This is a genomic window from Arthrobacter sp. (assembly GCF_030540645.1).
Taxonomy (GTDB): domain Bacteria; phylum Actinomycetota; class Actinomycetes; order Actinomycetales; family Micrococcaceae; genus Specibacter.
Map to the genome: position 1 here is coordinate 1 of NZ_JAUNVV010000030.1, position 11,550 is coordinate 11,550.

12 protein-coding genes are annotated in these 11,550 nt (G+C 61.6%); 11 read left to right on the top strand and 1 reads right to left on the bottom strand.

Going from position 1 to position 11,550, the window contains the following annotated elements; translation table 11 throughout:
- Window positions 1-383: 383 nt before the first annotated feature.
- Window positions 384-872 (bottom strand): inorganic diphosphatase, encoded by a 489-nt coding sequence (locus Q4P21_RS07630; RefSeq protein WP_207346300.1) that lies wholly within the window; start codon window positions 870-872, stop codon window positions 384-386.
- Window positions 873-1,061: 189 nt separating this feature from the next.
- On the opposite strand from Q4P21_RS07630, the gene dacB reads away from it, so the two are divergent.
- The 11 genes from dacB to Q4P21_RS07685 all read left to right on the top strand — a co-directional run bounded on the left by dacB (window position 1,062) and on the right by Q4P21_RS07685 (window position 11,540).
- Window positions 1,062-2,492 carry a D-alanyl-D-alanine carboxypeptidase/D-alanyl-D-alanine-endopeptidase gene (dacB, locus tag Q4P21_RS07635; RefSeq protein ID WP_303388193.1) on the top strand — a complete coding sequence of 477 codons (1,431 nt, stop codon included), beginning with the start codon at window positions 1,062-1,064 and terminating at the stop codon, window positions 2,490-2,492.
- A gap of 57 nt (window positions 2,493-2,549) precedes the next feature.
- Window positions 2,550-3,728 carry a zinc-dependent metalloprotease gene (locus Q4P21_RS07640; protein ID WP_303388194.1) on the top strand — a complete coding sequence of 393 codons (1,179 nt, stop codon included), beginning with the start codon at window positions 2,550-2,552 and terminating at the stop codon, window positions 3,726-3,728.
- Window positions 3,729-4,877 carry a tRNA lysidine(34) synthetase TilS gene (gene tilS, locus Q4P21_RS07645; protein ID WP_303388195.1) on the top strand — a complete coding sequence of 383 codons (1,149 nt, stop codon included), beginning with the start codon at window positions 3,729-3,731 and terminating at the stop codon, window positions 4,875-4,877.
- 51 nt (window positions 4,878-4,928) lie between these two features.
- Window positions 4,929-5,480, top strand: coding sequence for a hypoxanthine phosphoribosyltransferase (gene hpt, locus Q4P21_RS07650; protein ID WP_207346293.1), 552 nt, complete (start codon window positions 4,929-4,931; stop codon window positions 5,478-5,480).
- A gap of 309 nt (window positions 5,481-5,789) precedes the next feature.
- A complete protein-coding gene (gene ftsH / locus Q4P21_RS07655) occupies window positions 5,790-7,865 on the top strand; it encodes an ATP-dependent zinc metalloprotease FtsH (protein ID WP_303388196.1) in 2,076 nt (691 codons plus the stop codon).
- A 99-nt stretch (window positions 7,866-7,964) separates the two neighbouring features.
- Window positions 7,965-8,525: a GTP cyclohydrolase I FolE gene (gene folE / locus Q4P21_RS07660; protein WP_303388218.1), complete on the top strand. Its 561-nt coding sequence runs from the start codon at window positions 7,965-7,967 to the stop codon at window positions 8,523-8,525.
- A 10-nt stretch (window positions 8,526-8,535) separates the two neighbouring features.
- Complete coding sequence (gene folP, locus Q4P21_RS07665) at window positions 8,536-9,510, top strand: dihydropteroate synthase (RefSeq protein WP_303388197.1); 975 nt, start codon at window positions 8,536-8,538, stop codon at window positions 9,508-9,510.
- Window positions 9,507-9,893 (top strand): dihydroneopterin aldolase, encoded by a 387-nt coding sequence (gene folB / locus Q4P21_RS07670; RefSeq protein WP_303388198.1) that lies wholly within the window; start codon window positions 9,507-9,509, stop codon window positions 9,891-9,893. Before folP ends, folB begins: the two co-directional genes overlap by 4 nt.
- Entirely contained in the window at window positions 9,890-10,414 is a 525-nt protein-coding gene (folK, locus tag Q4P21_RS07675; protein ID WP_303388199.1) for a 2-amino-4-hydroxy-6-hydroxymethyldihydropteridine diphosphokinase, read from the top strand. Before folB ends, folK begins: the two co-directional genes overlap by 4 nt.
- Window positions 10,415-10,510: 96 nt before the next feature.
- Window positions 10,511-11,026 (top strand): DUF3180 domain-containing protein, encoded by a 516-nt coding sequence (locus Q4P21_RS07680; protein WP_303388200.1) that lies wholly within the window; start codon window positions 10,511-10,513, stop codon window positions 11,024-11,026.
- Window positions 11,004-11,540: a PH domain-containing protein gene (locus Q4P21_RS07685; protein ID WP_303388201.1), complete on the top strand. Its 537-nt coding sequence runs from the start codon at window positions 11,004-11,006 to the stop codon at window positions 11,538-11,540. Before Q4P21_RS07680 ends, Q4P21_RS07685 begins: the two co-directional genes overlap by 23 nt.
- Window positions 11,541-11,550: the final 10 nt, after the last annotated feature.

Sequence of the window (11,550 nt, forward strand, 5' to 3'; positions counted from 1 at the left end):
GTGTCTACTAATCCGTCGCCATACGGCGCTAAAACCCTGAACCTTACATAATCTTTACTATCGTCGCGTAGCCAGCGGATTCTTTGCGAAGCCGAGATCACCAGTGGTCTTGGATTCACCGGGGTGTAAGCCGACCGTTCTCAGCCCAGCAACGAGCAGAGGATCCTCTCTCCTCGTTGCTACTCGAATCTGTCCAGTTGTGGCAGATACGTCGTCAATCTGCGTCAGGTGCCACATCTCGGGACCGACCAGCAGCGGGCCTCCGGATTTTGGTCTCCGGGCGATGCCTGTCTCCAGGAAATGCAAAAGCGGCGCTCCCCGCTAAAGGGGAGCGCCGCCGTCGTGCCTCAACTTGCCGGCAGAACTGGGCCGGCACGCGGGGATTAGTGCTCGGTATCCGCAAAGCGCTTGATCGAAGCCTCTAGCTCGGCCTCTGCTGCTGCGCGGTCGGCCCAACCTTCGGCCTTGACCCACTTGCCCGGTTCCAGATCCTTGTAGCGGGTGAAGAAGTGCTCGATCTCCTTGATCAGGAACTCGTCAACGTCGGTTAGTTCCTGGATGTGGTCAAAGCGCTTGTCGTCAACGACGCACAAAACCTTGGCGTCTCCACCGGACTCGTCGGTCATGTTGAACACGGCGATGGGACGGGCATCCACCACAACGCCGGGGTGCAGGTCAAAGTCCTGCAGGAGCACCATGGCGTCCAGCGGGTCGCCGTCTTCGCCGAGGGTGTCATCGAAGAAGCCGTAGTGCGTGGGGTAGGCCATGGACGTGAACAGCACGCGGTCCAGGCGGACGCGGCCGGTCTCATGGTCAACTTCGTATTTGACGCGTGATCCGCGGGGGATCTCGATGGTGACGTCGTGCTTCATCGTTATGCTCCTCATGATGTTTAGTGCGCGGCCGGACAGGGCTGCACTCGATAGTTCCGTCTAGTATGAGGATATAGGCGCTTTCGTTGCGCTAAAAACCCGCCTGATGCCCCAGGCGTAGTATTTCCCTGACTCTCCTGCCGATTGTTGCGTGCAGGGTCCGCATATTTCAAAGGACTTGCCTGTTTTATGGGACGCACGTCAAAGGTTGTGACGAGCGGGTTGCTTATTTGCGCCCTAGCCGCCGTCAGCGTCCCCGTGGGATTGGAGCTGGCTCCGGCTTTCCTGCCCACGGATCCTGCCGCCGTCGCAGTGCTGCCTGCCGCCCAGCAACCGCCAACAGCCCTGGCCGGCATCTCTGGCGTGACACCGCTGATTGACACCGCGCCAATGCCTGATGCCGCCACGCTCAGCACCGAGTTGGAAAACGCCCTGACGTTCGACGGCGAAGGCACGTTCAGCATGTACGTCGCCGACGCGCTGACCGGGAAGGAGCTGTTTTCCCAAGACGGCGGTTCAGCCCGGACCCCGGCCTCCAACTTGAAACTGCTTACCGCCAGTGCCGCATTGAAGACGCTGGGGTCCGGCACACGTTTCAGCACCCAGGCCATTGCCGGCGCGAGCAGTAACGAGATTGTGCTGCTGGCCGGTGGCGACTCCATGCTCTCGGCAGGGGAGAGCGAACCTCATTCGGCCATGGGGCATGCAGGACTTGCCGACCTCGCCCGCAACACTGCCCAAGCACTTGCAACCGCCGGAAGCAAGGGCCCTGTCAGCATCAACATTGACGACGGGATATTCACAGGCCCTGCGCTCAACCCAAGATGGGCCGTGGAGGATGTGGCCGCCGGAGAAATCGCACCGATTTTCCCCATGGCGATGTACGCGGGCCGGACAAGCCCCGGTGTCATGACTGGTCCGCGCCCGCAGGATTCAGCACTTGCGGTGGCGGAGGCTTTCGCAGACGCACTGGAAGATGCCGGGGTCTCCACCACTGAGGAAATCACCCGCGGTGCGGTCCCGGCGGCCTCCCCGGGGGCCGCGGCAGGGAGCCCCGGAACGGTGCTGGCCTCCGTGGAGTCGGCCACCGTCGCTGAACAGGCGCGCTACATGCTGGCTGAATCGGACAATTATGTGGCGGAAGTCCTTGGTCGCATGGTGGCCGTGAAGCTGGGCCTGGAACCGGACAGCGCCGGAGCGGTGGAAGCTGTGCGCGAGGTTCTGGGCGGGTTGGGGCTGCCCATGGACACCATCACCACCACCGACAACTGCGGGCTGGCCGCAGGCAATCAGATCAGCCCCCGGCAGCTCGTGCAATTGCTCTCGATATTGCTCGCCGACCCGGCGGCGGACCTTGGCCAAGCCCTGCCGGGGTTGCCCATTGCCGGGCTCACCGGTTCCCTCGAGGATCGCTTCGCGAAGGCCCCGGCGCTTGGCGGTGCCGGCCTGGTGCGTGCCAAGACCGGTTCCCTGAACCGGGTCTCGGCGCTGTCCGGCTATGTGATCAATTCCCATGGCAGATTGCTGGTCTTTTCCATCCTGGGCAATGGGCTGACAGGAGGCGGCATTGCCGCCCGCCCAGTACTTGATGCTGCTGCCAGCGTGTTGGCGTTGAGCTGAGAATGCTTCAGCTGACGGCGTCAGCGGGCTGCCAGTGATATGTGATCTGATGGAAGCATGACCAAGCAGAGCAGTTCCGCAGCCACCACACGAACCCCGTCAAACATGGTCAACTGGGAACTTGCCGCCCGCACCGCGGCAAATCTTGCACCTGCCGGCCCAGCTCTTTCGGGTACGGAAATTTCCGCTGCCGTGGAAAACCTGCACCTCATGGCGGAGCGGTCGGTACCCCATGTGCACGAAATCAGCCGACTCGAGGCCGCCCGGAACCTGCACGACTCCCAGGTACTTGTTGTGGACAGGGCCTCCTGGGCAAAAGCCAATACGCAGAGCTTCGCCGTGATGATGGACCCTATTTTGCAGGCCCTCGCCGTCAAACAGGCTGCCACACATGGTGCCCGCGGCTCCGGGAACACGCCTGCGCCCGGCAGCGCAGGCGCCGCCTTTGGTGCTACGGTCACAGGTGCCCAGTTGGGTGGTGCCTTGGCGTTTCTATCCAGCAAGGTCCTGGGCCAATACGACCCCTTTGCCGCGCTGGCCCCTACCCGGGCCTCCCAGCCACACACCGCAGGCGGGCGGCTCCTGCTCGTGGCCCCCAACATCATCACTGTTGAACGCGAGCTGAAGGTCGATCCGGCGGACTTCCGCCTGTGGGTGTGCCTCCACGAACAGACCCACCGCGTGCAATTTGCCGCCGCTCCCTGGCTGCGACACCACATGCTGGCAGAGATCGAAAAGCTCGGCGCCCTGCTTGTGGGCGACTCGGAGAACTTCGGCGACCGTCTGCTGCAAACAGCCAAACAGCTGGGCAGCAAGCATGCAAACAACAAGGAAACCAGCGCCGACACCTCCCGCGGAGGTGTCCTGGACCTACTCCAGGATCCGGAGCAAAAGGCTGCCCTGTCCCACCTGACAGCGGTTATGAGCCTCCTTGAAGGCCACGCGAATGTGGTCATGGACGGTGTGGACCAAAGCATTGTTCCCACGGTGCGCACCATCCGCCAGCGTTTCAACAGCAGGGGCAAGGACCGCGGGATCATTGAAAAATTCATTCGAAACCTCATGGGTCTTGACGCCAAAATGCGCCAATACAGTGACGGTGCCAAATTCGTCCGCGACGCTGTGGACGTGGTCGGCATGGATGGTTTCAACAATGTTTGGACCAAGGCCGAGAACCTGCCCACCGAGGTGGAAATCCACAACGCACGCCTCTGGGTGGAACGGATGGGTCTGTAGGTGGGGCAGGAAACTGCCGCCGGGCGGCCCCGCCGCCGCCTTGACCCGACGGTAGGGAAGGCCCGCGCCATGGTGGGGAACCTGCTGGGGCTGAAAACCACGGGCAAGAATCGGGTGGTGGAAAATCCGCCGCTGATCCTCATCGGCTGCAGTGGTGGCCCTGATTCCCTGGCGCTGGCTGCCGTCTGCGCCTTTTTCGCCCGGCGCGGTGAGGTGCGGGTCGGTGCCGTGGTTGTTGACCACCAGATGCAAGATGGCAGCGCAGCGGTGGCGCAAGCCGCCGCCGCACAGCTGCGCTCGTTGGGGCTCAGCCCTGTGGTGGTCCGTACCGTTGATCTGGAGGACGACGGCGTTGGCCCGGAAGCTGCGGCCCGAGCGGCGCGCTTTGCCGCACTTGATGCGACGGCGCTGGAGCTCGGTGCCCGGAATGTGCTGCTGGGCCACACCCTTGACGATCAAGCCGAATCGGTGCTGTTGGGCTTGGCACGCGGTTCCGGCACCCGCTCCCTTGCCGGCATGCGCGAACGCCGTGGCATGTACCTGCGCCCTTTCCTGCGGTTGCGCCGCGATGAGACATTGGCCATATGTGACGCTCTTGAGTTGGAACCCTGGCACGACCCAACCAACCAGGACAACACCTACCTGCGGGTTCGGGTCAGGCAAAACGTCCTGCCGTTCCTGGGCCGCGAATTGGGCCCGGGCATTGCCGAATCGTTGGCCCGCTCGGCCAGTATCCTGGGCCACGATGCTGATTGTCTAGACCAGCTCGCCGCCGCTGAATACGAGAAACTGGCTGAACGTTCCACCGGAAATTCTGCTGCGAACTCCGCCGAAAATAAAGCGGAAAATGGTGTGGAAACCAGCGCCCTGAACCCTGCACCGCGCGAGATTGCGCTCGCCGAAGACGCGCTGAGGGGACTCCCGCCTGCGCTGAGGATGCGAGTGTTGGCGCTGGCCGCCGTCGAACTTGGAGGAGTGCAGCCAAGCCTCGAAAGGCTCGGATCAGCAGAAAATCTGCTCGCTAGGAAAGGTTCTGCAGGGCCCGTGCAACTGGCCGGGAAAGTCAGCGCCTGGCGGATTTCCCGAAATCAAGTTGTTCCCCAAGAGAGCCGTAGCTATGGGAAGCTTGTTCTTAGACGCAGCACGTAGGCGCCAAGCAGCATTTCAACCAGTACCAACCTTCAAAAACAGGAGCCATGGGTGGATTCACAAGACGTCCAAGCCGATCTAAAGCACGTTCTGTATACCAAGGAAGAAATCCAGACGCGCGTCGCCGAACTGGCCGCGCAAATTGATGCCGACTACGAAGGCCGCGACGTTCTGCTCGTCGGTGTACTCAAGGGCGCTGTCATGGTCATGGCGGACCTTTCCCGAGCTCTGCACAGCCACGTCACCATGGACTGGATGGCAGTATCCTCCTACGGTTCCGGTACCCAGTCCTCCGGTGTTGTGCGGATCCTGAAGGACCTGGAAACTGATTTGATGGGCAAGCACGTGCTCATTGTCGAGGACATCATCGACTCAGGCCTGACCCTGTCTTGGCTGCGCGCAAACCTGATGTCGCGCGGACCGGCATCGGTGGAAATCTGCACCCTGTTGCGCAAGCCCGCAGCGGCAAAGGTCGAAATCGACGTCAAGTACGTCGGCTACGAGATCCCGAGTGAATTTGTTGTTGGCTATGGTCTCGACTTCGACGAGAAGTACCGCAACCTGGACTTCATCGGCACCCTGGCCCCGCACATTTACGAGTAACACCCGCCCGGACGCAGCGGCGCTGGAATCGCCGTGGTCGGCATTTTTCCGGCGACTATCCGCCCCGTCGGCCGCTAACGGCCTTTGGGGTCTCCTTTACGTCGCCTACAAAAAATACCGACCTCGGCGCAGACCTCGCGTTCAATGCGTCATCTTGGGGGAATTCGTTATGCCCTCAGGGAACTAAAGGCCAGTCCCGTACGTGTAGCAAGGCGAACGGTGTAATGCTATTACCCGGGGGCGTGTGGCATGCGTCCTGTACAGGTTTGAATTGGTTGAGCGGGAGGGACGAGGCCTGGCCTCGAACACATGAAAGTCAAAAAACTCTTCAAGGGTCCATTTATATGGATCATTGTGGTGGTTGTGCTCATTGGAGCCGGCCTCTTCACCTTGACCGGGACGGGTACCAGTCGTATCGGCACCTCGGAAGCCCTGGGTCTGCTCAACAGTGACAAGGTTGTCTCAGCCAAGATCTTTGGCTCCGAAGGCCGCGTGGACATGGTCCTGAAGGACGACTACACGAGCCCCGAGGGTCAAAAGGCGGGCAAGAACGTCGAGTTCTTCTTTGGTGGCTACCGCGCAACGACCATGGTCGACGCCATTGACAATGCCAAGCTGAAGTCCTTCGATGACCAGCCAGCCTCCAATAACTTCTGGTCCAGCATCTTCTCGCTGCTGATCCCATTTGTGCTGATCGGGCTCATTTTCTGGTTCCTGTTCTCCCGCATGCAAGGCGGTGGCAACAAGGTCATGCAGTTCGGCAAGTCCAAGGCGAAGCTGCTCACCAAGGACCACCCGCAGGTGACGTTCAATGACGTGGCTGGCGCGGATGAGGCCGTTGAGGAACTCCACGAAATCAAGGACTTCCTGCAGAACCCGGCAAAGTTCACGGCCGTCGGCGCGAAGATCCCCAAGGGTGTACTGCTGTACGGCCCTCCCGGGACAGGCAAGACACTGCTGGCCCGCGCCGTCGCAGGTGAGGCCGACGTGCCGTTCTACTCCATCTCCGGTTCCGACTTTGTGGAAATGTTCGTCGGTGTGGGCGCCTCCCGCGTCCGCGACCTGTTCGAGCAGGCCAAGGCGAATTCCCCTGCCATCATTTTTGTTGACGAGATCGACGCCGTCGGCCGTCACCGTGGCGCCGGCATTGGCGGTGGCAACGACGAACGCGAGCAGACCCTCAACCAGCTGCTGGTGGAAATGGATGGTTTTGATGTCAAAACCAACGTCATCCTGATCGCCGCGACCAACCGACCGGACGTCCTTGACCCGGCACTGCTGCGCCCCGGCCGTTTCGACCGCCAAATCCCGGTGGAAGCCCCTGACCGTCTGGGTCGCCAGCAGATCCTGGAAGTGCACGCCAAGGGAAAGCCCATGGCGCCCGGCGTGGACCTGAACGCCGTCGCCAAGAAGACCCCCGGCTACACCGGTGCCGACCTGGCCAACGTACTCAACGAAGCAGCATTGTTGACAGCACGCTCCAACGCCCAGCTCATTGATGACCGTGCACTGGACGAGTCCATTGACCGTGTCATGGCCGGTCCGCAGAAGCGCACCCGCGTCATGAAGGAACTTGAGCGCAAGATCACTGCGTACCACGAGGGTGGGCACGCGCTGGTGGCTGCGGCCATGCACAATACGGCCCCCGTCACCAAGATCACCATCCTGCCCCGTGGCCGTGCATTGGGGTACACCATGGTGGTTCCGGAGGATGACAAGTACTCGATCACCCGCAATGAGCTGCTTGACCAGATGGCCTACGCCATGGGTGGACGCGTAGCCGAGGAAATCGTCTTCCACGATCCCTCCACCGGTGCCTCCAACGACATTGAGAAGGCCACCGGCACTGCCCGTGCCATGGTCACCCAGTACGGCATGAGCGAGCGCATCGGCGCCGTCAAGCTTGGTTCCAGCGGCGGTGAACCCTTCCTGGGTGCCAGTGCCGGGCATGACAGGGACTACTCGGAGTCCGTCGCTGCGGTGGTGGATGAAGAGGTGCGCAAGCTCATCGACCAGGCCCACGACGACGCCTATGAGGCGCTCATCGTCAACCGCGACATCCTGGACCGTCTGGCCCTTGAACTGCTTGAACGCGAAACGTTGAACCAGGCGGAGATTGCCGAAATCTTCGTCGGGTTGCGCCGTCCCGCCCAGCGCAAGGTCTGGCTGTCCAAGGAGAGCCGTCCGGTCTCTGACCTGCCTCCTGTCATCACGGACAAGGAGCGGCGCGAGGCTGCTGAGGCAGGGAAGCCCGCTCCGGAAAATGTTGATCCCCAGGACCAGCTTGCCAGCGCCAACTTGGGTGGCGAACTGGACGCTCCGGGCGCCCAGCCGGGCCTCGACTTGGGCAAGGGTGACGCCCCGCAGCTGCCCGGCCAGCAATAATCGAAAGATAGGATTGGCACCGTGACTGATTACGACGAAGAAGCCGGGTTGGGGCAGGGCAGCACTTCAGGTGCCGCCCGTTCGGCGCAGGAGCCGCTAGTGGACCTGCCGCGCATTGAGGCGGCGGTCCGCGAGATCCTGCTGGCTATAGGCGAGGACCCTGATCGCAGCGGGCTGGTTGACACGCCCAAACGCGTGGCGAAGGCCTACAAAGAAGTTTTTTCCGGCCTCCACGAAGACCCGGCGGACGTACTAGGTGTCACTTTTGATATTGCCCACGAAGAAATGGTCTTGGTCAAGGACATCCCGTTCTATTCAACATGTGAACATCACCTGGTGCCGTTCCACGGCTTCGCCCATGTTGGTTATATCCCGTCAGAAGAAGGCATGGTCACAGGACTGAGCAAGTTGGCGCGACTGGTGGATATTTTCGCCAAGCGCCCGCAGGTGCAGGAACGGCTCACCAGCCAGGTCGCCGATGCCTTGATGAAGCATCTGAGACCTCGAGGGGCCATTGTTGTCATCGAGTGTGAACACATGTGCATGTCCATGAGGGGCGTGCGCAAACCAGGGGCCAAAACAGTCACAAGTGCTGTGCGTGGCCTGCTTCACGAGCCTGCAACACGGGCCGAAGCCATGAGCTTGATTCTCGGAAGGTAACAAACACACCATGGATTCCCTCGCTGCAGCACCCGGAACAGGCCCCGCCACCTCACCCCTGCCCGTCCTTCGGGCACGCAAGTCAATGGCCAGCTTTGAAACCCTGCCCAAAGACCGCACCGTTGTCATGGGGATCTTGAATTGCACCCCCGACTCCTTCAGTGATGGTGGCGAGTACGATTCCACCGAAACGGCCATTGCCCACGGGTTGCGCATGTACTACGGCGGGGCAGACATCATCGACGTCGGCGGGGAATCCACGCGCCCAGGTGCCGAGTACGTTGACGAAGCTGAAGAGCAACGGCGCATCCTGCCGGTCATTTCGACCTTGGCCAAGGCCGGTGCGCTGGTTAGCGTTGACACCCGCCATGCCTCCACGGCTGCTTTGGCCATCGATGCAGGCGCCGGGCTGGTCAACGACGTCTCCGGCGCCAACGTCCACCCCGACATGATTGCCCTGGTTGCTGAGCGCAAGGTTCCGTATGTGTTGATGCACAGCCGCGGTGACTCACGCTCCATGGACTCGTTGACGCAGTACACGGACGTGGTTCAGGAAGTGGTGAGCGAGCTCGCCCAGGTGCGTGAAAGGTTCTATGCGGCAGGAGTTTTGCCGGAGAACCTGATTCTTGATCCCGGCATCGGTTTCTCCAAGAATGCCGATCAAAACTGGGAGTTGCTGGCAAACCTCTACCAGGTCGCTGACATGGGCAACAAAATTTTGGTGGGGACCTCACGCAAACGCTTCCTTGGCTCACTGTTGACAAGTGCAGGCAAGGCCGCGGCCCCCAAGGAACGCGACGACGCGACCTCTGCCACGACGGCTCTCATCGCTGCGCAGGGCGTGTGGGGCGTTCGGGTGCACGACGTCGGCGCGAGCCTTGATGCTGCCAAGGTTGCGGCCAGGTTGCTGCTGGGCAAGAAAAACCGTGATGCCCGGCTGCTGGCTGCCCAGGGTGACGAACTGACCGGACAGGACGCGCAGTGAGCCGGGAGGATCTGATCACGCTCAAGGGCGTTACTGCGATTGGCTACCACGGAGTGTTTGCGCACGAAAAACGTGATGGTCAGCCGTTCATCACCGACGCGGTTCTGCACCTTGATGTGGGTGCAGCCGCCGCAACTGACGATCTGGCACTAACGGCAAACTACGGCGCCGTGGCGGAGACCATCGTGTCCATGGTGACAGGGGACGCCTTTGACCTGATCGAAACACTGAGCGTTCGCATGGCGGAGAAGATCTTGGCGGACTACCCCGTGCTGAAAGCCGTGGAAGTCACGGTTCACAAACCCAAGGCGCCCATCCAGGTGCCATTTGGCGATGTGAGCATCACCATTTTCAGGTCTCGTGAAAACGCGTGCGCAGCGTGAGTGTTGCGCGCCCGTTGACCCGGGCCATTCTGGCGCTGGGAAGCAATCTTGGTGAGCGGGAAGGGACGTTGCAAAGCGCAGTGGCCGAGTTGGTGGATTGCCCCGAAGTGCGCTTGCTGAACGTCTCCCCGGTCATCACCACGAAACCTGTGGGCGGTCCCGTGGGCCAGCCGGACTTCCTGAACATGGTCATTGCCGTGGATACGACACTCTCAGCCATGGAACTTTTGGTCCATTGCCAATCCGTGGAGCAGGCGCACCACCGGACTCGCGCCGTTCGCTGGGGGGCCCGCACCCTGGATGTTGACATCATCGTTTATGGGTCCGTTGTCAGTGCTGACCCGGTCTTGACACTGCCGCACCCGCGCGCCGCGGAACGCGCCTTTGTGCTGTACCCGTGGTCACTCATGGACCCACACGCCATGTTGGCAGGGAAGCCGGTGTCCGAGTTGGCCGCGGCCGCAGCTGACATGGCAGGCATCAGCCACGTTCAAGATGTGCCGTTGCCGCAGGCACCTTAAAGACGCGCCAAGAACAACCGGTGTGCGGCAATTCCAAACTGGTAAAAAACCAGTACGGTTGAATATGTAGTCCCAATTCGAATCGATGAGGCAGCAATGAAAAGCACAATGCGGACCGTCAGGCCTGCATGGTTGGCTGCCGTGGTTATTGGCACGGCCGCCATCGGGTGGGTGGCCACCGAGCTCACCTCCCGCGGTAGGCTTGCGCTGCCGGTTTTGCCGTTCAGCTCCTTGATCACCATGGGGCTGATAGCTGTTGTCTGCCTGGTGCTGGGACTGAAGGTCCGCCGGTGGCGCGACGGCAAGCGAGACAAGGTCCTTGACCCGCTTTTGGCTGCCCGCACGGTGGTGTTGGCCCAAGCCTGCGCCTATGCCGGTGCCGTGCTGTTCGGCTGGCACGCCGGGATCCTGCTGGACCAAATCCCCACCATCGCCCTGCGCACCGACCTCGGAGTGATCTGGCAGATGGTTGCGCTCATGGCAGGAGGCGTGGTCATGGTGGTGGTGGGCGTCGTCGTGGAACGTTTTTGCAAGTTGCCGCCGGAAGACAACGAACCCACCACGAAACCGCGGACCAAGCGTGAAGGCCATGGGGAGGAAGAATTTGCGTAGCCAACACAGCAGCGCCATCGACCCCGGGGACGTGGTGTTCCTGCGCGTATCTGAGAAGCTCATCACAGCACGCTTCGTTGAACGCGGACTGACGGGGCTGATCTTTCTAGCCATCACCACCGTGCCCCTCATCCTGCGGCTCACGGACGTGTGGAGCGGCTACCCCGCCTGGCTCGCCTGGGGCCTGCCAGCCGTCGTCGTACTTTCCATCATGTGGGAAATGATCCTCATCCCGCGTCAGGTGCGGGCCATCGGCTACGCAGAGCGCGACGACGACCTGCTGATCCGCGGCGGCATCATGTTCCACCGCATCATGGTGGTCCCGTATGGACGCATGCAGTACGTCGACGTCACGATGGGCCCGCTGGAGCGCATGCTGGGGCTGAGCACCATCCACCTGCACACGGCATCGCCCGGCACGAACGCAATGCTCAACGGACTGTCGGCAGCCGAAGCCGCCCGATTGCGCGAACAGCTATCAGCCCGCGGTGAGGCGAAATTGGCCGGCCTGTGAAAGATGAAGG